At 73.2% G+C, this 19,387-nt stretch carries 16 protein-coding genes; 1 reads left to right on the top strand and 15 read right to left on the bottom strand.

Features of this window, described 5'->3' with window-relative positions:
• Positions 1-42 precede the first annotated feature (42 nt).
• From AB0K65_RS15205 to AB0K65_RS15135, 15 genes are all read right to left on the bottom strand, one after another.
• Positions 43-2,223: a hypothetical protein gene (locus AB0K65_RS15205; protein ID WP_365716461.1), complete on the bottom strand. Its 2,181-nt coding sequence runs from the start codon at positions 2,221-2,223 to the stop codon at positions 43-45.
• 126 nt (positions 2,224-2,349) lie between these two features.
• The gene (locus AB0K65_RS15200) at positions 2,350-3,642 is read right to left on the bottom strand and encodes a S1 family peptidase (protein ID WP_365716459.1); all 1,293 of its coding nucleotides are present in this window, start codon (positions 3,640-3,642) and stop codon (positions 2,350-2,352) included.
• 99 nt (positions 3,643-3,741) lie between these two features.
• Positions 3,742-4,710, bottom strand: coding sequence for a glutathione S-transferase C-terminal domain-containing protein (locus AB0K65_RS15195; RefSeq protein WP_365716457.1), 969 nt, complete (start codon positions 4,708-4,710; stop codon positions 3,742-3,744).
• A 119-nt stretch (positions 4,711-4,829) separates the two neighbouring features.
• Positions 4,830-4,952, bottom strand: a complete 123-nt coding sequence (locus AB0K65_RS15190) for a putative leader peptide (protein WP_365716671.1) — start codon at positions 4,950-4,952, stop codon at positions 4,830-4,832.
• A 301-nt stretch (positions 4,953-5,253) separates the two neighbouring features.
• Positions 5,254-6,564 (bottom strand): sulfite oxidase, encoded by a 1,311-nt coding sequence (locus AB0K65_RS15185; RefSeq protein ID WP_365716455.1) that lies wholly within the window; start codon positions 6,562-6,564, stop codon positions 5,254-5,256.
• Between the two features lie 80 nt (positions 6,565-6,644).
• Positions 6,645-7,808: an LLM class flavin-dependent oxidoreductase gene (locus tag AB0K65_RS15180; protein ID WP_365716453.1), complete on the bottom strand. Its 1,164-nt coding sequence runs from the start codon at positions 7,806-7,808 to the stop codon at positions 6,645-6,647.
• Positions 7,805-9,199, bottom strand: a complete 1,395-nt coding sequence (locus tag AB0K65_RS15175; RefSeq protein ID WP_365716451.1) for an NtaA/DmoA family FMN-dependent monooxygenase — start codon at positions 9,197-9,199, stop codon at positions 7,805-7,807. The genes AB0K65_RS15180 and AB0K65_RS15175 overlap by 4 nt, the downstream gene beginning before the upstream one ends.
• Positions 9,200-9,218: 19 nt before the next feature.
• Complete coding sequence (locus AB0K65_RS15170) at positions 9,219-10,547, bottom strand: LLM class flavin-dependent oxidoreductase (protein WP_365716449.1); 1,329 nt, start codon at positions 10,545-10,547, stop codon at positions 9,219-9,221.
• A 153-nt stretch (positions 10,548-10,700) separates the two neighbouring features.
• Positions 10,701-11,816 (bottom strand): LLM class flavin-dependent oxidoreductase, encoded by a 1,116-nt coding sequence (locus AB0K65_RS15165; RefSeq protein WP_365716447.1) that lies wholly within the window; start codon positions 11,814-11,816, stop codon positions 10,701-10,703.
• Between the two features lie 109 nt (positions 11,817-11,925).
• The gene (gene ssuE, locus AB0K65_RS15160) at positions 11,926-12,489 is read right to left on the bottom strand and encodes an NADPH-dependent FMN reductase (RefSeq protein WP_365716445.1); all 564 of its coding nucleotides are present in this window, start codon (positions 12,487-12,489) and stop codon (positions 11,926-11,928) included.
• A 68-nt stretch (positions 12,490-12,557) separates the two neighbouring features.
• On the bottom strand, positions 12,558-13,541 hold the full coding sequence (locus tag AB0K65_RS15155) for an ABC transporter substrate-binding protein (protein ID WP_365716443.1): 984 nt from the start codon (positions 13,539-13,541) through the stop codon (positions 12,558-12,560).
• 82 nt (positions 13,542-13,623) lie between these two features.
• The gene (locus tag AB0K65_RS15150; protein WP_365716441.1) at positions 13,624-14,388 is read right to left on the bottom strand and encodes an amino acid ABC transporter ATP-binding protein; all 765 of its coding nucleotides are present in this window, start codon (positions 14,386-14,388) and stop codon (positions 13,624-13,626) included.
• On the bottom strand, positions 14,385-15,329 hold the full coding sequence (locus AB0K65_RS15145; RefSeq protein ID WP_365716669.1) for an amino acid ABC transporter permease: 945 nt from the start codon (positions 15,327-15,329) through the stop codon (positions 14,385-14,387). Before AB0K65_RS15145 ends, AB0K65_RS15150 begins: the two co-directional genes overlap by 4 nt.
• 161 nt (positions 15,330-15,490) lie before the next feature.
• Positions 15,491-16,033: a GNAT family N-acetyltransferase gene (locus tag AB0K65_RS15140; protein ID WP_365716439.1), complete on the bottom strand. Its 543-nt coding sequence runs from the start codon at positions 16,031-16,033 to the stop codon at positions 15,491-15,493.
• Positions 16,030-17,208 carry an LLM class flavin-dependent oxidoreductase gene (locus tag AB0K65_RS15135; RefSeq protein ID WP_365716437.1) on the bottom strand — a complete coding sequence of 393 codons (1,179 nt, stop codon included), beginning with the start codon at positions 17,206-17,208 and terminating at the stop codon, positions 16,030-16,032. Before AB0K65_RS15135 ends, AB0K65_RS15140 begins: the two co-directional genes overlap by 4 nt.
• A gap of 1,015 nt (positions 17,209-18,223) precedes the next feature.
• Between AB0K65_RS15135 and AB0K65_RS15130 the strand changes: the two genes are divergently transcribed.
• Positions 18,224-19,330 (top strand): aliphatic sulfonate ABC transporter substrate-binding protein, encoded by a 1,107-nt coding sequence (locus AB0K65_RS15130; protein ID WP_365716435.1) that lies wholly within the window; start codon positions 18,224-18,226, stop codon positions 19,328-19,330.
• The last annotated feature ends 57 nt before the right edge of the window (positions 19,331-19,387 follow it).

The raw sequence follows: 19,387 nt of genomic DNA, 5'->3' as shown, positions 1-19,387 counted from the left end.
GACTCGGCTCCCCGCCTCTCGGTATCCCGTCCGTCCGGCGCCCTATCCGAGCCCGCCTTCGCCCCAGCCCCGCACCTCTCCGGCGCCGGGTACCGTTCCCGTCAGCCGGACCGGTCCTTCCGCCGTCGTACGCACGGCCAGGAGCGGCCCCCGGACGGAGGCGGAGACGGCGCCCCGGGCGGTGACGCCGGTCAGCCGGCGGCTGCCCGCCGCCAGGTAGTGGCGGGCTCCCGAGGGAGCGGTCCAGTAGGTCCCGGCGAGCACGTGCTGTCCGAAGCGGCTGCACGCCGCGGTGTCCGTCGGCTCGGGTACCGGGCCCGGCACCGGGCGGGTCGTCCCGCTGGTCGCCTCCACCGCCACCGAGACACGGGCACGCCCTTCCCCGTCCTCCGCGCGGGTGCACGTCCACGTCGCGCGGCCGACGCCCCCGGGGAGGGGGTGTTCCGCGAACTCCCAGCGGTTGACGGCGCGTACGCCCGTACCGCCCAGGGCCGTCAGCGAGCAGGCGGAGCGGCCCCAGGCGGCGAGCCCGGCGGCCGAGGTGGCCTCGCGCGGCTGGCGTGCCAGGGTTCCGGTCGTGGGGGGCGGGGTCCAGCTCAGGTGCGCGGGCGTGAGGTCGCCGAGGTCGGCCAGGAGGAAGGAGTGGTCCTCGACGATCCTCGCGGACGAGCGCAGCTCGAGCACGGGCGCCCGGCCGCAGTCTCCCGCCATCCGGGGCACGGGGTCGGTGAGCCCGTGCGGGGAGACCGCCAGCGGGGCGCCGTCCCGGCTCGGGCGCCGCAGGTCCCGTACGGCGCTGCGGTCGATCCAGGGCGCGAGGAGGAACCGTGCCCGGTCGGCGTCTCTGCCGACGACCACGGCCGCGCCGGTGGTCACGTCGGTGTCGTCGGCGAGGGCGAGTTCGACGGCCGCCGGGCCCCGCCCGGTGAGGGGCTCGGCGTAGCGGACGAGGCGGCGGCGGTCGTACAGGAGGACGACGGCCGTGTCGTCGACGGTCCCGGCGAAGAGCAGCTGTGCCGGTGCGATGGGCGGGGCCGGTGCTGCTCCGGGTGTGAGGGTGACGCGGAGGCCGGCCCGTTCGTCGGCTGTGGGCGGGAGCGTGGCGCGGGCCCACGCGTCGAGCGCGCGGGACAGCAGCGCCGTGTCGCCGGTCCGCGCGCCCCGGGCGGGCCAGACGGTGAGGTCGACGCGCGCCGTGTCGGCCCAGAGCTGTCCGGGGGCGCGGACCAGTCGGGCGGGGTCGACCGCGAGGGCGAGGGAGGCGGGGGCGGTGGTCTCGCGCGTCTCCCGCTCGGGGCGGAGCGTGACGGTCGCGGTCGCGGCGGCCGTGAGCAGCAGGGCCGCGGCGAGCACGACGAGCAGTCGGCGCTGCCGGCGGCGCAGCAGGTCCGTGGGGCGTGTCTGTACGGTGCAGGCGTCGAACTCGGCTCCGTGCAGGAGCGATTCGGCATCGGTGCCGGCGGTGGCGGCGAGGCGTTCGGCGTCCTGGAGGGCGGCGCGCGCGTCGGCCACCCCCGCGGCGGTCAGCAGGCGGGCGGTGGAGCCGGGGGTGAGGCCTTCGAGTACGCGAAGGGCGAAGGCGGCCCTGATCTGCGGTGCGACGATTCCCAGTTCGCGTTCCAGGGCGAGTTCGCCGTCCCCGCCGGCCCGGGGGAACAGCCGCAGTCCGAGGACGACGGGGAGGAGCGGCCGGACGCGGAGGCGCGAGGGGCGGGCGGCCGTGCGCAAGGCTCCGGCGACCACGCGCTCGCGCAGCCACGCGAGGGCCGGATCGTCATGGCCGCGCTGGGCGGGGAGCGCCGGGCCGGGGCGGGCGGGCCCACGGCGGGAGCGGTCGGCCCCCGAGAGGGCCCTCTGCACGAGGGAGTGCGCGGTGAGCACCCTGCGGTGCCGGCCGAGAGCGGGCGGCAGGACGGTGTGGGCGAGCCGGACGAGGCGCGGATAGTGCTCGACGAGGGCCGCCTCCGCGTCGTTCCGCGAGGGGCGGGCAGGGCGGTCCGCCGGGGCGGATATGACAGGGCGGTGGGAGATGTCGTACGGCTGCATGCCGTGCCCAACGAGGAGGGTGGCGTCCCGGTCACCTCGGGCGGCGCGTCGGCTTTCCGAGACGCGTGCGGAGGTCCCCTGGCCGAGCACGTCGGTCCGGACCGGCACCGGCGCGACCAGCGGGTCGGCGCGCGGGCTGCCGCAGACCGGGACCGGGAGCGTGAGCCGCCGCGACACGGCGGGACTCGTCGCTCGTGACGACGGACCGCCAGGGATCCGGGCCCCCCGGTCTCGTTCGACGGCGGGAGGCATGGCGGCGGCCCCGGACATCCGTGATGTCCGGGGCCGCCTTCCTTCCAGCCGTCAGCCGACGGCGGTCCCGGTTCCTCCTTCCTCGATGCCGCCGATGCCGGCGCCGACGCCCCCATCGGCGTCCGCACCGTCGTCGGCTCCGCCGGCACCCGCGTCGCCGTCGTCGGCGCCTCCGCCGCCGGCTCCCTCACCTGCGCCCGCGTCGCCGGCCCCTCCGTCTCCGGCGTCGCCGGCACCGATCCGGGCGCCGACGGCGTCCAGGGCGGTGGTCACCGGCTGGAAGAACGTCTCGCCGCCCGAGGTGCAGTCGCCGCTGCCGCCGGAGGTGAGGCCGACGGCGTCGCCGTCCCGGGTGAACAGGGCTCCGCCGCTGTCACCGGGCTCCGCGCAGACGTCGGTCTGGATGAGTCCCGAGACCGTGCCCTCGGGGTAGTTCACCGTGGCGTCGAGGCCCGTCACCCGGCCGTCCCGCAGTCCCGTCGTGCTGCCCATGCGGAACACCTGCTGTCCGACCGCCGCGTCGGCCGCCCGCCCGATCTCCACAATCCGGCCGTCGCCGACGTCCACGGCGCTCGGTGCGTCGGTGTCCGGGTCGTCGTACGTCACGAGTGCGAAGTCGCCCTCGCCGGGGAAGACGGCTTCCCGCACGGTGCCGATCGGTTCGCCGTTCTGCTGCTCCGACCACTGCGCGACGGCGACGCCGCAGTGTCCCGCGGTGAGGAAGCCGGGCTGCCCCTCCTGGGTGGTGACGTTGAAGCCGAGCGAGCAGCGCGATCCGCCGCCGAAGATGGCGTCGCCGCCCTCGATGAAAGGCCTGAACTCGCCCCGGGACTTGCGGAGGGTGGCCACCCCGTCGCCCAGCGAGCGCACCGCGCCCTCGATCTCCTCCCACCGCTCGCCCGTGACGGTGCGGTCGGCGGTGACCACGATCCGGTTCGTCCTCGGGTCGACGGCCCACGCGGTGCCGGGGACCGGCGCACCGGCGCTCAGGGAGCCCATCGCCGAGGTGAGTGCCGGGAGGCTGTTGCGCACGCTGCGAGCGACGGCGCCGGCCTTCCTGACCTCGGCGGCGGCCGTGTCGCCGCCGCCCGCGACGTTGACGACGAGCTGCCGCCGGTCCGCGTCGTAGTACGCGCCGCCGTAGGAGTCACCGAGCTGCTTGCCCAGCCGCGGCAGGACCTCCGCGGCCGCGGCGGCGCTCATCCTTCTCGGCGAGCCCGACGGCTCCCCCGTGCCGTCCTGGGAGGCATTGGCCTGCGGTAGCAGGATCGCCGCCGCGATGATTCCCACCGCCCCGGCTCCCGCGAGAACGGCCTTCCGCTTGGGTATGCGCCTGTGACTCAACTCTTCGCCTCCAGCAAGGGGTTCCGGACCGAGATCGCCGACGGGGCGACCGGGGGACGCGTCCGGCCTCTCATACGGAGGGCGGGGAGTCTGCGTTCATCACCGCCGCATGGAATCTCCGCTCGCCGCCGCTGCCGCGCGCTCGGTAGCCGGGCCGCACCGGGTCGTGTGCGCACCGGCGGCCCCGCCGTCCGGGTCGCCGGCGGCGCCACCGCCCCAGTCGAGGATCTGGACGGCCGCCCCGGCACCCTCCAGGCCGCGGCACTGCGCGTGGTGCCGGCGGGCGATGGCGTCGAGGTCGAGGTGGGGGCCGAAGGCCGGGTGGGCGGAGAGACGGCGGGCGTAGGACCACAGGCGCGGGTGGTCGGCGATGCGGTGGACGGCGGCGGCGTCCAGGTGCCAGCGGTGGACGGTGTCGAGGCGCACGAGCGTCACCCACACCTGCACGTCGGCCGCGGTGAGTGCGTCGCCGAGGACGTGCGTCCTGGAGGTCAGCCGTCGTTCCAGTGTGTGCAGCGTGCGGAGCAGGCGGGTGAGGGCCGAGTCCCGCACCGCCCTGTCGGCGCCGGGTTGTCCGGCGCGCTGGGCCGCGGCGTTGACGCCCTGCTCGCAGAGGTGGTCGACAGCCCGCATTCCGGCTTCGGTGCCGTGCGGGTGGAGCACGGGCCGGCCGGATCCGCGGTCGCCGAAGTGCAGGGCGAGGTCGCGCAGGATGTCGGGGGTGTGGGTACTGACGATCCGGCCCGTCCAGTCGTCGCTGAGCACCGGTGCCGTGGCGGCGTCGGGATAGTGGTGCGCGCTGGCCTCGTACAGCGGGCGCAGCTCGGAGTGTTCGCCGTCCGGACCGTCGGGGACGGCGGGCAGCGGCGTCACGGGCAGGATGTCGGCGAGACCGAGCAGGCTGTGGGTGACGGCGATACGGAGACAGTGCGGGCAGGACGGGGAGAGGTGGAGGCGGTAGCGGCGCGGGGCGGCGTAGTGACCGCTGCGCGCGTCCCGGCCGATCCGGCCTCGGAAGGAGGGCGGGGACGGGAAGGACGGCACGGCTGTCAGGGGTGTTGCGGACATGTCTGTCTCCCGGGTCCGGTGACGGGTTCTCTGGGACGGTGCGGGCGGCGGGTCGCGGGCAGGCGCCGGCGACGGCACCCGCCCGTGCGGGAGTCGGCGGTGTACGCGGAGCCCCGCAGTCAGTCCAGAGGACTCGCCGCGCTGCAGACACGCAGCAGGTCGATGTGGCGGCGGGAGGTCAGGAGGGGAGACGGTCGACGTGAGCGGGTCACTCGGTCGGTGGCCGGCTCCGGACGCTCCATCATTTCCTACCTATTCGCCAGGGATACTACGTGGGAGTGTCGAGCGGCCGTCCCGACACGTCAAGGGGGCCTGCCGACTTCCGCGTCGTGGTCTCACATGGTGGATGGCCCGGTGGACGAATCCGAGGACGTCGTGGGGGCCGCCGGTCGGCCGCTCACGCGGAGCGGCCCCGGCCCTTCGTTCCCGGGGCCGGGGCTGCCTGGTGGCACCGCGCCCGAGCACCCGACGGGCGGGAGCGCGCTCGCGGAGCCCTGCATGCGTACCTGTGCCGGAACCGGGTGCGCAGGTGTCAGAGCGATGTCAGAGCACCGTCACCGGATGCCGCACCACGGCGTCGAAGAGGTAGCCCTGGGTGTTCGGCACGGAGGTCACCGGCTGTGTACGGCCGGCGGAGTCCGTGGCGCGGGCGAGGAGGTGGGTGGGGCCGGGGGTGTCGGGGCGCCAGGGCAGGGACCAGCGGGTCCAGGTGTCGGGACGGGGCCGGTCGTGCAGCCGGGCGGGGCGCCAGCTGCTCCCGCCGTCGGTGCTGACGTCGACCCGGACGATGCCTCCCGCACCGGACCACGACCGGCCGTGCAGCACCCGCCCCTCCCCCGCCGTGAACGTCGCCCCGCTCGCGAGTTCGAAGGCGCTCTTGGTCGTCTGCCGGCCGATCGGAGCGCTGCCGCCCTCGGGGTGAGCGGAGCCGAACAGCCGGTAGAAGGTGGTGTTCCATGGGGAGTAGAGCGGCCGAGCGGAGACCTCGATGTCGCCGACCCACTTGACCGAGGCGATCCCCACCCACGACGGCACCAGCACGCGCACGGGATGCCCGTGGTCGGCCGGCAGCGGCTCGCCGTTCATCTCGTACGCGAGCAGTACGTCGTCCATTGCCTTGGCCACCGGCAGGGGGCGGCGCACCCTGCCGAGGCTCTCGCCTCCGCTGAGGTACTCGGCGTCCAGACCGCGCGGCTGCACGTCCACGGCGTACCGGGTCAGCCCCGCCCTGTGCAGGACGTCCGCCAGGCGCACCCCGCGCCAGCGGGCGACACCGATGGCTCCCAGGGTCCACGGCGTACCGGAGACCGTCTCGCCCTGCTGGGTGGTGTAGTGGCTGCGGCCGTTGCCTGCGCATTCGACGAACGCGGTCCGGGTCACGGCGGGCAGCGCTCGCAGGTCGTCGTACCCGAACTCGACCGGCCTGTCCTCGCCGCGCCCGCCGCGCAGGCCGTCGCCCCACAGCCGCAGCCGCCAGTCGGCGGCTTCGAGTACGGGGGTGGTGGTGTGGTTCCGGACGAAGAACAGCTCGTTGGGGGTGTGGTGCCCGGTTCCGCGCAGCGCCTCCCACCGGGTTTCGGCGTTGGTGCCGCGCTGGACGAACCACTCGGGCGGCAGCGGTTTGACGATCGGGGAGCCGGCGGTCGCGGGGGTGGCGGACGCGCTCGCCCTCGCCTGGGCGGCGCGGGGGAGGGTGGTCGCGGCGGCGGTGGCGGCGAGGAGGGCGAGCAGCCGGCGGCGGGTGACTCCGTCCGCCCTGGCCTCGCCCGCGAGGTACTGGCGGAGTCTGCGGCTGTCGTAGGCGGCCTCGTCGTGGCGTGAGCGTGGCGTGGTGGCGGGGGTGTGCGACGGCATCGTGGGAACCTCGTCCTGAGCGGAGGGAGCGGGGGACGGACAGGGGGCGTCGGCGGATGAGGACGGCGGGAGCGACGCTGTCACCTGCGTCGCCACTCCTCGGCCAGCAGCTCGTACGACCGCACGCGGTCGGCGTGGCCGTGGGTGATGGTGGTGATCAGCAACTCGTCGGCGCCGGTGGCTTCCTGGAGTTGTTCCAGTCGGTCCGCGACGTGTCCGGGTGTGCCGACGAACTGGGTGTCGACGCGGTCGGCGACCAGCGCCCGGTCCGCGTCGGTCCACACGTGGGCGCGGGCCTGTGCGGGGGTGGGGAACTCGATGGCACCCTCGGCGCTGCGGATGCTGCGGACCCAGGGGGCGTAGCCGGCGGCGAGTTCGCGCGCGGTCGCGTCGTCCTCGGCGACGACGACGTCGGCGGAGACGCTGACGTAGGGCTTGTCGAGGACGTCGGAGGGCCGGAACGCGGCGCGGTACCCCTCGGCGGCCTCCAGTACGGAGGCCGGGCTGACGTGGTAGTTCGCGGCGAAGCGCAGTCCTCGCCGACCGGCCGTCCCGGCGCTCTGTCCCCCGCTGCTGCCCAGGATCCACACCTGGACGTCGGCTCCCTCACCCGGTACGGCGTGTGCCTCGATGCCGTCCGGCGAGCGGTAGGTGCCCGCGAGCAGGGCGAGGATGTCGTCGACCTGCTCGGCGTAGTCCTGCGGCTCGGCGTGCGGCTGCTGGAGCAGTCTCCGCTGGAGCGCGACGCGGGGTGAGCCGAGGAGATGCTCGAAGGAGAACGGGGGCGGGATGAGCAGCCCGTTGGGGGTGCGGCCGTCGACGACGGGCGTGACGGTGCCGGGCGGGGCCGGGGACGCAGGTGAGGTGCGGCCGGGCGGCGGGGCGGTCGTCGCTGTCGCCGGACGGCCGCCCGACCGGCCGAGGCCCAGATCGAGGCGGCCGGGGTACAGCGCGTCGATCAGGCCGAACTCCTCGACGGTGGAGAGGGCGGTGCGGTGGCCGAGCTGCACCGCGCCCGAGCCGAGCCGGATCGTCGAGGTGGCGGAGGCCGTCAGGGCGAGCAGGACGGCCGGCGAGGTGCCCGCGAGGCCGGGGTTGAGGTGGTGCTCGGCGAACCAGTAGCGGGCGTAGCCGTACCGCTCGGTCCGCCGGGCGAGGTCGACGGAGTTGCGCAGCGCCTCGGCGGCGGTGGAGCCGGACGGGATCGGGACGAGGTCGAGGACTCCGAGGGGGACGCCGGTCATGGGGTGAGGGCTCCTCTGCGGGCGGTCGGCAGGCGGCGGGCCGGGCCGGAGGGGTGGGCCAGGCCGAGGTGGTCCCGCAGGGTGGTGCCCTCGTAGTCGGCGCGGAAGACCCCGCGCTCCTGGAGCAGCGGTACGACCGTGTCGGCGAAGGCGTCGAGCCCTCCCGGGGTGATGTGGGGGACGAGGATGAAGCCGTCGGCGGCGTCGGCCTGGACGAACTCGTCGATGGTGCGGGCGACGGTGGCCGGGGAGCCGACGAAGGACTGGCGGCTTCCGGTCTCGATGACCAGGTCGCGGATGGACCACTGGTGGGCGGCCGCGCGCTCGCGCCACTCACGCGCCGTGGCCAGCGGGTCGCGGTACATCCGCACCTGCGCCCGGCCCCGGGCGATGGTGTGCTCGCCGACGTCCGGGTCGATGTCGGGGAGCGGGCCGTCCGGGTCGTACGCCGACAGGTCCCGGTTCCAGACGAACTCCAGGTGCTTGATCGCCGTCGCTCCGCTGACCTGCCGGCGGCGGACCTCCCGGGCGAGTTCCTCCGCCTCGGCGTCGGTGTCGCCGAGCACGAAGGTCGCGGCGGGCAGGATCAGGAGCTGGTCGGGCCGGCGGCCGTACCTGGCCAGGCGGCCCTTCACGTCGGCGTAGAACGCCTGTCCCTCCGTGAGGGTGCTGTACCGGCTGAAGATCGCGTCGGCGTCTGCCGCCGCGAACTCCCTGCCTTCCTCGGAGTCGCCCGCCTGGAAGATCACCGGACGGCCCTGGGGACTGCGCGGGACGTCGAACCGTCCCTGGATGTCGAAGTGCCGCCCCCTGTGGGCGAAGGCGCCGGCCTGCGCGTCGCGGAGGAACACGCCGGCCGCCTGATCGGCGACGATCTCGTCCCCGCGCCAGGAGTCGAAGAGTTCGTGGGCCGTGGCCAGGAACTCCTCGGCCCGGGAGTACCGCTCCTCCTCGGGGAGGAAACCGCCGCGACGGAAGTTCTCGCCCGTGAAGGCGTCCCAGGAGGTGACGACGTTCCACGCGGCGCGGCCGCCGGACAGGTGGTCGAGGGAGGCGAACTGGCGGGCCACCTCATAGGGCTCGTTGAAGGTGGAGTTGATCGTGCCGGTCAGGCCGAGGCGGTCGGTGACGGCGGCGAGTGCGGACAGGACGGTGAAGGTGTCGGGCCGCCCCACCACGTCCAGGTCGTGGATGCGGCCGCCCTGCTCGCGCAGCCGCAGCCCCTCGGCGAGGAAGAGGAAGTCGAACCTGGCACGCTCGGCGGTCCGCGCGAAGTGGGCGAACGAGCCGAACTCGATGTGGCTGCCGGCCTCCGGATCGCTCCACACGGTGGTGTTGTTGACGCCGGGGAAGTGGGCGGCCAGATGGATCTGCTTGAGCGGCTTGCTCATGGTCGTACGGTCCTCCGGCTCAGACGGCGGTGGCAGGGGCGGCGGGGGTGGAGGCGGCGGAGGCGGAGGCGGAAGCCTCGGTCGCCGCCCCGGCCGAGGGGGGCGAGGTCGCCGCGTAGCGGCTGGCGGGGCGGGGCAGTCCCAGCAGCCCCCGCAGGGTGTCGGCCTCGTAGGCGCGCCGGAAGACGCCCCGGCGCTGCAGCTCCGGCACCAGGCCCCGCGTGATCATCGGGAGGTCGTGACCGACGACGGCCGGCCGCAGCCGGAAACCGGTCAGGCCGGCGGCCGCGAACTCCCGCACCAGGTCCGCCAGTTGAGCGGGCGTACCGGTGAAGACGCGGGCGTCACCGGTGTACGGACGGCCGGCGAGGGAGTCGAGACGGTCGCGACGGGCCACGGCGTCCGCGGGGTCGTCGTCCAGGAAGACGACGAGGTCGCCGAAGAGGTGCAGCGGTTCGCCCGCTCGTCCCGCGGCGTCCTGTTCGGCCCGGACGGCGGCGACGATGCCGCGGACGTCGTCGGTGTCGTGCGGGGTCACGAACCCGAGGTCCGTGGAGCGGCCGACCAGCCGGAACGGCGCCCCGGTCGGGTTCTCGTGGGCGAGCGCGCCGACCGGTGGCAGGCCCTGGGGCGGCCGGGGCGTGATGGAAGGTCCCTTGACGCTGAAGTACCGTCCCCGGAAGTCGATGTAGTGCAGCTTGTCCCGGTCGACGAACCTGCCGGTGGCGACGTCCCGGATCTCGGCGTCGTCCTCCCAGCTGTCCCAGAGGCGCCGCACCACGTCGACGTAGTCGGCGGCCTCGTCGAACAGGTCGTGGATCAGTGCCCGTACCGCGGGGTCGTCGAACCGCGGCTCCCCCTCCTGCCCGTCGAGCGCGGGGAGGGTACGCCGGCCGAAGTGGGCCGCCTCGTCCTGTCGCGCCGACACCCGGACCCGCACGCCGGCACGGCCGGCGCTGACGTAGTCGAGGGTGGCGATCGCCTTGGAGAGGTGGAACGGCTCGGTGTGGGTGGTGACGACCGTCGGCACCAGTCCGATGTGCCGGGTCAGAGGGGCGACGCGGGCGGCGACGAGCACCGCGTCCAGCCGCCCCCGCACCTGGTCGGTGCGCGCGTCCCCGTGCGTGGGGTGCGAGGACTGCAGGCCGAGGCCGTCCTCGAACGTCACGAAGTCGAGCAGGCCGCGTTCGGCCTCCGACACCAGGTCGGCCCAGTACGAGGCGGTGAAGAGCGCGCGCGGCCGGGCGGCGGGCTCGCGCCACGCGGCGGGATGCCAGCCCGCGCCGTCGAGCGCGACGGCGAGGTGCAGCGCGGAGGAGGAATGGGAAGGGGACGAAGGGGTGGACACGGCGAGAAAGCCTTCCTGATCGAACCGTAGCGGACCGTGAGGGCCCTGGGGGCCCGTGCCGGGGGCCCGAAACACAGGGGCCCGGAGCCCGAGGCGCGGGAGCCCATGGGCCGTGGGCCGTGCGGCTTGCGGCTTGCGGCTTGGGACGCGGCCTCAGGTGGAGACCCGTCGGCCGGGGTGGGCCCACAGGCCGCGGGCGGCCAGCCTGGGCAGGACGCCCTCCCCGAACCAGTACGCCTCCTCCAGGTGCGGGTAGCCGGAGAGCACGAACTCGTCGATGCCGAGCCGGTGGTACTCGACGATGCGCTCGGCGACCTCGTCGTGGTCGCCGACGAGCGCCGTGCCGGCACCGCCGCGCACCAGGCCGATGCCGGCCCAGAGGTTGGGGTGGATCTCCAGGCCGTCCGCGCTGCCGCCGTGCAGGGCGAGCATCCTCCGCTGTCCTTCGGACTCGCTGCGGGCCAGTCCGCTCTGGACGGTGCGGACGGTCTCGGGGTCGAAGCCGTCGAGCAGCCGCCGCGCCTCGGCCCAGGCCTGCCCGGAGGTGTCGCGCGTGATGACGTGCAGCCGGATCCCGAAGCGGACCCGCCGGCCTTCCTTCTCCGCCAGTCCCCGCACCCAGGAGATCTTCTCGGCGACCGCGGCGGGTGGCTCCCCCCACGTGAGATAGACGTCCGCATGGCGGGCCGCCACCTCGCCGGCGACCGGCGAGGAGCCTCCGAAGTAGACCTCGGGCACCGGGTCCGGCAGCCGGGTCAGCTCCGCTTCCTCGACCTGGAGATGTCGGCCCTTCAGGGACACCGTCTCGCCCCGCCACAACCGCCGGACGATGTCGAGGAACTCGTCGGTACGGGCATAGCGGGCGTCCTTGTCGAGGAAGTCGCCGTAGGCACGCTGCTCACGGCTCTCGCCGCCCGTGACGACGTTGAGCAGGAGCCGCCCGCCGGTCTGCCGCTGGTAGGTGGACGCCATCTGCGCGGCGAGGGTCGGCGCGACGAAGCCGGGCCGGAACGCGACCAGGAACTTCAGCCGCTCGGTCTCACGGCTGACCATCGCCGTGGTCAGCCAGGCGTCCTCGCACCAGGCGCCGGTGGGGGTGAGAGCGCCTTCGAAGCCCAGGTCCTCGGCGGCGCGGGCGATCTGGGCGAGGTAGCCGACGGTCGGCGGCCGGTCGGAACCGGCCGCCGGGACCACGGTGCCGTGACCGCCGCCGACGACATGCCGGCTGTCGCCGCTGGTGGGCAGGAACCAGTGGAAGGTGAGGCTCACCGGTTACACACCTTTCGTGAACGGGAGGGGATGGTGAGGTCCGTGTGCGCGGGTGCGAGGGCCCGGTGCGCGGTACGGGTCGGGGTGGGCCGGGCGGGGTGTCTCCCGCTCAGCCGGTGGCCGCGAGCAGGGCCGGGCGGGGGACGCCGCCCAGCGCGGCGGAGAATCGGTCCACGACCTGAGTCAGCGCTTCGGCCGTCCCCGAGGCGACCAGGAGGGTGCCGTCGTCGCCCACCGCGATGTCCTTGTCGAGCGTGAACCAGCCCGGGGTGATGTGCGCGGCTCCCATCGAGGCGAGAACCGGGCGCAGCGCGTAGTCGATGGCGAGCACGTGGGCCGTGGTGCCGCCGGTGGCCAGGGGGAGCACCGTCTTGCCCTCCAGCGCGTACTGCGGGAGGAGGTCGAGCAGGGACTTCAGAAGCCCGGAGTAGGCGGCCTTGTACACGGGCGTGCCGATCACCACGCCGTCCGCCCGGGCGAAGAGCGCGGCCGCCTCGGCGATCGCGGGATGGGTGACGTCGGCGCCCAGCAGCGCCTCGGCGGGCAGGGTGCGCACGTCCAGGGGGATCACGTCGTGTCCCTGGTCCGCGAGCCGGGCGTCGAGGTGGCGCAGCAGCCGGGCGGTGCGGGAGGCGGCGGAGGGGCTCCCGGAGACGGAGAGAACGATGGCCATGGGAAATCCTTCGGGTTGCTGGGGCTTCGGAGCCGGGGGTGACCGGGGGGGGGGTGGCGCGGGAGGCGTTACAGCTTGGCCTTGGGCAGGCCGGGCGGATTGATCTCCGACTTCCGCACCGCCTCGGCCGAGAGCCCCCAGCGGTCCAGGACCTTGGCGTACGTGCCGTTCGCGATGATCTCGTCGAGCGCGGCGGCGAGCGGCTCGACCAGCCCGCTGTCCTTCTTGGTGGTGGCCGCGATCAGCCCCTGGAGAGTGGCGCCGGCGCCGGAGTGGGTGCCGACGACCTCGGTCTTGCCGGTGGTGGCCACGTGGTAGGCGGCGACCGGGTTGGGGCCGAGGTAGAGGTCGATGCGGCCGGACTGGAGCGCGAGATAGGTGTCGCTGACGTTCTGGTAGTACGTGATGTCCACCGGCTCGCGGCCGGCCTTCTCGTTCGCCTTGCTCCACTCGACCAGCAGCTTCTCCTGGTTGGTCCCGGTGTCCACCGCGACGGTCTTCCCCGCCACGTCCGCGGGTCCGGTCACCTTCAGGCCGCTGCCCTTCTTCGCTTCGAAGGCGAGGTCGTCCTTGCGGTAGGTGGCGAAGTCGTACTTCTCCTTGCGCTCCTCGGTGACGGTGATGTTGCTGAAGCCGACGTCGTACTTGGCGCTGTCGAGGCCGATGAAGATGTTCTCCCAGGAGACCGTGTTGATGTGCGCCTTGAGGCCCAGGACATCGGCGACCAGGTGGGCGAGGTCGGGTTCGACGCCGATGACGGTCTTGTTGTCGGTGGCCCGGAAGGTCAAAGGCGCGGAGGAGCCGGAGGAGTCGACGATCTCCAGGGTGCCTCTCTTGCGGATCTCCTCGGGGACCTTGGCCGCTATGGACTCCACCTTGCCCGTGCGGACGCGGTTCTGGTCCGGGCCCAGATTGATCTTCGTACGGGCTCCGGTCGTATCCGCCACCGCCGTCGTACCGCCGTCCGAGGGGTTGGAGCAGGCGGCGAGGACGAGGGCGGTGGCGAGTCCGAGCGCGGCTGCGCTGGTGCGGCGGGCGAGAGGGACGGACACGGGCGTTCTCCTTGCGTGGGCGTGCGACATGTGAGGGGGTGGGGCCGGGTGGTCGGGAACCGCTCGCGGGCGGCGCGTCGGTTCAGAGGACCTTGGAGAGGAAGGCGCGGGTGCGCTCGTGCCGCGGGGCATCCAGGACGGCGGCGGGCGGCCCCTGTTCGACGACGACTCCGTCGTCCATGAACACCACGGTGTCGGCGACCTCACGGGCGAAGCCGATCTCATGGGTCACGACGATCATGGTGGTTCCGGAACGGGCCAAGTCCTTGATCACGTCGAGGACCTCGCCGACCAGTTCCGGGTCGAGCGCCGAGGTGGGCTCGTCGAAGAGCAGCACCTTGGGTTCGAGGGCCAGCGCGCGGGCGATGGCGACACGCTGTTGCTGGCCGCCGGACAACTGCCGTGGGTAGGCGTCCGCCTTGTCGGCGAGGCCGACCCGTTCGAGGAGCCGGCCGGCCGCCTCGACGGCGTCCTTGCGCGGGCGGCGCAGCGCGGCGACCGGGGCCTCGACCAGGTTCTCCCGCACGGTCAGATGCGGGAAGAGGTTGAAGTTCTGGAAGACGAACCCGATGTGGGTGCGTTGCCGCAGAACGTCCTTCTCCTTCAGTTCGTGCAGTCTGTCGCCGGAGCGGCGGTAGCCGATGAGCTCGCCGTCGACGCTGATCCAGCCGCGGTTCACCTTCTCCAGGTGGTTGATGGTGCGCAGCAGCGTGGACTTCCCGGAGCCTGACGGTCCGAGGATCACGGTGACCTCGCCGGCGCGGACCTGGAGGTCCACTCCGCGCAGTACTTCCAGGGGGCCGAAGCTCTTGTGGACGCCGTGGACGTCCACCATCACCTCGCTCATCGGGCTTCTCCCAGGGTCTTGAGGGGGATGACGGACTGGTCGGGCCGCGCCGCAGCCGCGCGGAGGTTCCGGACGAGGCGCCGGACACGCTGGAGCGGGGTGAGCGGCGGCGTGCGGTCGGCGCCTCGGGCGAAGCGGCGCTCCACGTAGTACTGCGCGACGGAGAGGAGCGAGGTCAGGAGCACGTACCAGGCGGTGGCGACCAGCAGCAGCGGGATCACCCTGCCGTTGCGGCCGTAGATCACCTGGACCTGGTAGAACAGTTCGCCGATCGCCATGACGTAGACCACCGAGGTGCCCTTCAGGAGACCGATGATCTCGTTGCCGGCCGTCGGGAGGATGGCCCGCATCGCCTGCGGGAGTACGATCCGGCGGATCTGCCGCAGCCGGGGGATGCCGAGGGCGGCGGCCGCCTCCAGCTGTCCCGGGTCGACCGAGATGACGCCGCCGCGCACGATCTCGGCGGCGTACGCGGCCTGGTGGAGCGACAGCCCGATGAGGGCGGCGCCGATCGTGCCGATCAGGCTGTTGCTGTCGACGGACCAGAAGACCGGGCCGAAGGGGATACCGACGCCCAGCGTCTCGTAGAGGGCGCTCAGATTGAACCAGAACACCAGCTGAACGATCATCGGGATGGACCGGAAGATCCAGATGTAGGACCAGGCGACGGTCTGCAGCACCGGGTTGCGGGAGAGCCGCATGAAGGCCAGGACGGTGCCGAGGAGGAAGCCGAGCGCGGTGGCGTAGGCGGTGAGCTGAAGCGTCACGCCGACGGCCTGGACGATCGTCTCGGAGAAGAAGTACGCGCCGAAGACGGACCACTCCCAGACCGGGTTGGTGGCCAGTCCGTGAGCGAACTGCAGGACCAGTACGGTCACGGCGGCGCCGGCGATCCACCGGCCGTAGTGGCGGGCGGGGACGACTCTGGGCGAGTCGGGCAGGCCGGAAGCGCCGGGGGCGCCGGCCGGGAGCGCGGTCGGGACGTCGGCGTGGCGCGCGCCCGGCGCCGGGTCGCCCGTCCTGCGCGCGGCCGTGGCCGGGTCGTCGGCCACGAGACGCAGACGTGAGCGGACGCGGGCGCGGGAGCGGACTCCGGGTGGGTTCACGGCTGGTTCACAGGGCGGGGGCCTTCTCCGGTACGCGCGTCGGGACGGAGGTACTTCTCGAAGGGCAGGACGCCGATGATCTCCGGGTCGGCGCTCGTGTCGAACAGCGGTGTGTAGCCGGTGGCCAGGTAGAGGCCCCGTGCCTCGGGCTGGCGGGGCCCCGTGGTGAGGTAGATGCGCCGGTAGCCCCGGCCGTCCGCCTCCCGCTCCAGCTCGGCCACGACCCGGCGGGCCAGTCCGCGTCTGCGGTGGGCGGAGTGCGTCCAGATCCGCTTCAACTCGGCGGTGGTCCCGTCGTACCGGCGGAACGCTCCGCCCGCGACCGGGGCGCCGCCCTCGAGGAGCAGGAGCAGGACGCCGCCGTGGGAGGGAGCGAACTCCTCGTCGGGATAGCGGGCGAGTTCGGCCTCGGCGAAGTCGCCGTAGCGGGCCGTGTACTCCTCGCCGAGCCCGCGCAGCAGCGGAACCACGCGCGGGTCGGAGACCGGGACACGGACCACGGACAGCTCGGGGGCGCGGGAGTCGGGCGACGCGGTCATCGGTGGACCGCCACGAGCGGCTCGGGACCGCCGGCCGACAGGTGCGCCGCGTCGCGCCGGGCGTCGTGCCCGCCACCGCGCCCTGCGTCGTGTCGGGCGTCGCGCTTGGCGACTTCCTCGCGGACGATCGGGATGACGTACCGCCCGAAGTCGATGGCGTCGTCGAGCAGGTCGTACCCGCGCGCCGAGAGGATGTCGACGCCGAGGTCGTAGTAGTCGAGCAGGGCCTGGGCCACCGTCTCCGGGGTTCCGACCAGGGCGTTGGAGTTGCCCGCGCCCCCGGTGGCGGCCGCGGTCGGCGTCCAGAGCGCCCGGTCGTAGCGCTCCCCCGCCTCCGCGATGGCGATCAGCCGCTGCGAGCCGGCGTTCTCCGGTGCTCCCGCGCGGTGGTGGCGCACGAGACCGGCTTCGCGGCGGGCGCGGATGGCGCCGACCGTACGGTGGGCCTTCTCCCAGGCCAGTTCCTCGGTGGGGGCGATGATCGGCCGGAACGCCACCTGGATGCGGGGGACGTCGGCGCGGCCCGCGGCCTTCGCGGCGGCCTTCACCGCCTCGATCTGTTCCGCGGTCCTCGCCAGCGGTTCGCCCCAGAGGCAGTAGACGTCGGCCTCGGCGCCGCCCGCCTCGTACGCCGCGGCGGAGGAACCGCCGAAGGAGACGTCCGGCCGTGGCTGCTGGACGGGGAAGACGTCGCTGACGAAGTCGTGGAAGCGGTAGTACTCGCCCTCGTGGTCGAACGGCTCGTGGGTGGTCCAGATCTTCTTGACGATCCGGATGTACTCGCGGGTGCGTGCGTAGCGCTCGTCCTTGGAGAGCGTGTCGCCCTCGCGGCCCTGCTCGTGGTCGTTGCCACCGGTGATGAAGTGGACGGTCAGCCTGCCGTCACTGATCCGGTCGAGAGTGGCGAACGTCTTGGCGGCGAAGGTCGGGTACGAGACGTTCGGCCGATGGGCGAGCAGGATCTGCAGGGTGTCGAGCCTGCTCGCGATGAAGGCCGCCGCAGGCGCGGGGTCCGGCGATCCGGACCCGTAGGCGAACAGCACCCGGTCCCAGCCGTGCTCCTCGTGCGCCCGGGCGAGCCGGAGGGTGTACTGCTTGTCGAAGGCGGCGCCGGAGCGCGCGGTCGTTTCCGACCCGTCGTGGGTGGCGGCGATGCCGAGGAACTCCACAGGCATGGGAGATGACCTTTCCTCAAGTCCTCGTGTGCCGAGGGGTGGTGTGTCCGGGAGGGGTGGCAGGCGGGCAGCACGGAGCCGCCCCCGGCACGGTGGGTTGCGGTGGCCGTCCAGGTGGGCGCGGCCGCGGGACGGGGCGAGGCTGACGACGCCGAGGGCGGAGCCCTGGGCGGGAGGGGGTTACGGCAGCACGTCCGCGCTCGCGGGACCGTCCGTACGCGGGTTCAGCGCGTGTGCGGGGCGGTGGGGCGAGGGGCGGGAGCAGCCCGCGGCGACGGCGCCGCGGGAGAGGAAGGGCCGGTCAGACGGCCCACTGCCGAGTCAGGCGCAACACGCCGCGGACCACACCCGACCGAAGTCGATGTGGTCACGGGTGACCAAGCGCCGCTCAGCAATCATGCGAACACTTGAGCATTACTCGCGCTTCCCGTCAACCGGCGCCCGGATGCCGGACCGGCACCAACCCGGTTGGCCCCGGCTGTGGTTACGTCGCCGCCACACGTGCCGCGACACCAGCGCTCACCTCGCATATCTCGTATGGCGAGATGCATAAGTCCATCATGCGAACACCCTCTTGGGGTGGCGGCCTCCTTCTGCCACGATCCCTATCAACCAGGTAGGAGAACTAGGGATAAGGGGGTGGCCATGGGAACGCTCGACCGCGCGAAGCCGTCGTCGCCCCTCCTGGCCTCGCGTCGTCACATCGATCTCGGCCGCGCGTCCAGTGCCCTCTGTCGGCCTTTCTGACGCCTCCGTCCCCGCACTTCTCCGCACCACCACCGCGCCCTCGCTCCGCCCTCGCGGGCGGATCCCGCACGTCCACGGCCGCGCACACCCACCTCGTTCCGCTCTCCGGTCTCGATGACGGCATGCCCGGCCCCTGCGCGGGGCCCGCCTCCGACGGCCGAGGAGTGGAGCGCCGGGGCAGCCGGGTCGTGCAGAGAAGCGGTATGTCCCGCACCTCCCTGACTCCCTGATCGCTCAGCGATCACCGATCCGCCCGAGAGGACACTCCGTGTCTGCCGCAAGACCGCTCACCACCCTGCGTACCCTCGCCGCCGTAGCCGCGCTTCCCCTTCTGCTGACCGCCTGCGGCTACGGCTCGGAGGGCTCCGACGACGCCGCGCAGCCCAAGGTCGCGGCGGACGCCGAGAAGCTCTCCGCCGACAAGGTGCGGCTCGGCTACTTCCCCAACCTGACCCACGCCACGGCCCTGGTGGGCGTCCAGGAGGGCATCCTCCAGAAGGAACTCGGCGGCACCACCATCACGGCGTCCACCTTCAACGCCGGCCCCTCCGAGATCGAGGCGCTCAACGCCGACTCGATCGACATCGGTTTCATCGGCCCCTCCCCCGCGATCAACGGCTACACCAAGTCCAAGGGCACGAACCTGCGCATCGTCGGAGGCTCGGCCTCCGGCGGCGTGAAGCTCGTCGTCAACCCCGACAAGATCAAGACCCTGGACGACCTCAAGGGCAAGAGGATCGCCACCCCGCAGCACGGCAACACCCAGGACGTCGCCTTCCTCAACTGGATCTCCGAGAAGGGCTGGAAGGTCGACGCCCAGAGCGGCAAGGGCGACGTCTCCGTGGTCCGCACGGACAACAAGGTGACCCCGAACGCCTACACCTCCGGGTCCATCGACGGCGCCTGGGTGCCGGAACCGACCGCCTCCAAGCTGGTGAGCGAGGGCGCGAAGGTCCTTCTCGACGAGTCGACGCTGTGGCCCGACAAGAAGTTCGTGATCACGAACATCATCGTGTCGCAGAAGTTCCTCGCCGAGCACCCCGACGTCGTCGAGGCCGTCCTGCGCGGTGTGGTGAAGACCAACGCGTGGATCAACGCCAACCCGGACAAGGCGAAGGCGTCGGCGAACGCCAAGCTCAAGGAGCTGACGGGCAAGCCCCTCGGCGCCAAGGTGATCGACGCCGCCTGGCCGTCGATCCAGTTCACCAACGACCCGCTGGCCGCCACGCTCCAGGCCCAGGCGGACCACGCGGTGAAGGCCGGCCTCCTCAAGCAGCCCGACCTGAACGGCATCTATGACCTGAAGCCGCTCAACAAGGTCCTCAAGGCCGCGGGGCAGCCCGAGGTCGCCGACGCCGGTCTCGGCGTCAAGTGATTCCCGTGCGCACACGGGCGGTCCACGCGTGACGCGCGCACCGGAGCGGGTTCGCCC

The sequence above is a fragment of the Streptomyces sp. NPDC053755 genome, assembly GCF_040677675.1.
GTDB lineage: Bacteria > Actinomycetota > Actinomycetes > Streptomycetales > Streptomycetaceae > Streptomyces.
The sequence above is the reverse complement of the archived record's forward strand: the minus strand, read 5'-3'. Positions and strand labels throughout refer to the sequence as shown.

Coding starts and splice junctions, on each gene's coding strand:
- AB0K65_RS15195 (WP_365716457.1), bottom strand. CDS start 4,710: ATGTCCGCAACACCCCTGACAGCCGTGCCGTCCTTCCCGTCCCCGCCC.
- AB0K65_RS15190 (WP_365716671.1), bottom strand. CDS start 4,952: ATGGAGCGTCCGGAGCCGGCCACCGACCGAGTGACCCGCTCACGTCGA.
- AB0K65_RS15185 (WP_365716455.1), bottom strand. CDS start 6,564: ATGCCGTCGCACACCCCCGCCACCACGCCACGCTCACGCCACGACGAG.
- AB0K65_RS15180 (WP_365716453.1), bottom strand. CDS start 7,808: ATGACCGGCGTCCCCCTCGGAGTCCTCGACCTCGTCCCGATCCCGTCC.
- AB0K65_RS15175 (WP_365716451.1), bottom strand. CDS start 9,199: ATGAGCAAGCCGCTCAAGCAGATCCATCTGGCCGCCCACTTCCCCGGC.
- ssuE (WP_365716445.1), bottom strand. CDS start 12,489: ATGGCCATCGTTCTCTCCGTCTCCGGGAGCCCCTCCGCCGCCTCCCGC.
- AB0K65_RS15150 (WP_365716441.1), bottom strand. CDS start 14,388: ATGAGCGAGGTGATGGTGGACGTCCACGGCGTCCACAAGAGCTTCGGC.
- AB0K65_RS15140 (WP_365716439.1), bottom strand. CDS start 16,033: ATGACCGCGTCGCCCGACTCCCGCGCCCCCGAGCTGTCCGTGGTCCGT.
- AB0K65_RS15135 (WP_365716437.1), bottom strand. CDS start 17,208: ATGCCTGTGGAGTTCCTCGGCATCGCCGCCACCCACGACGGGTCGGAA.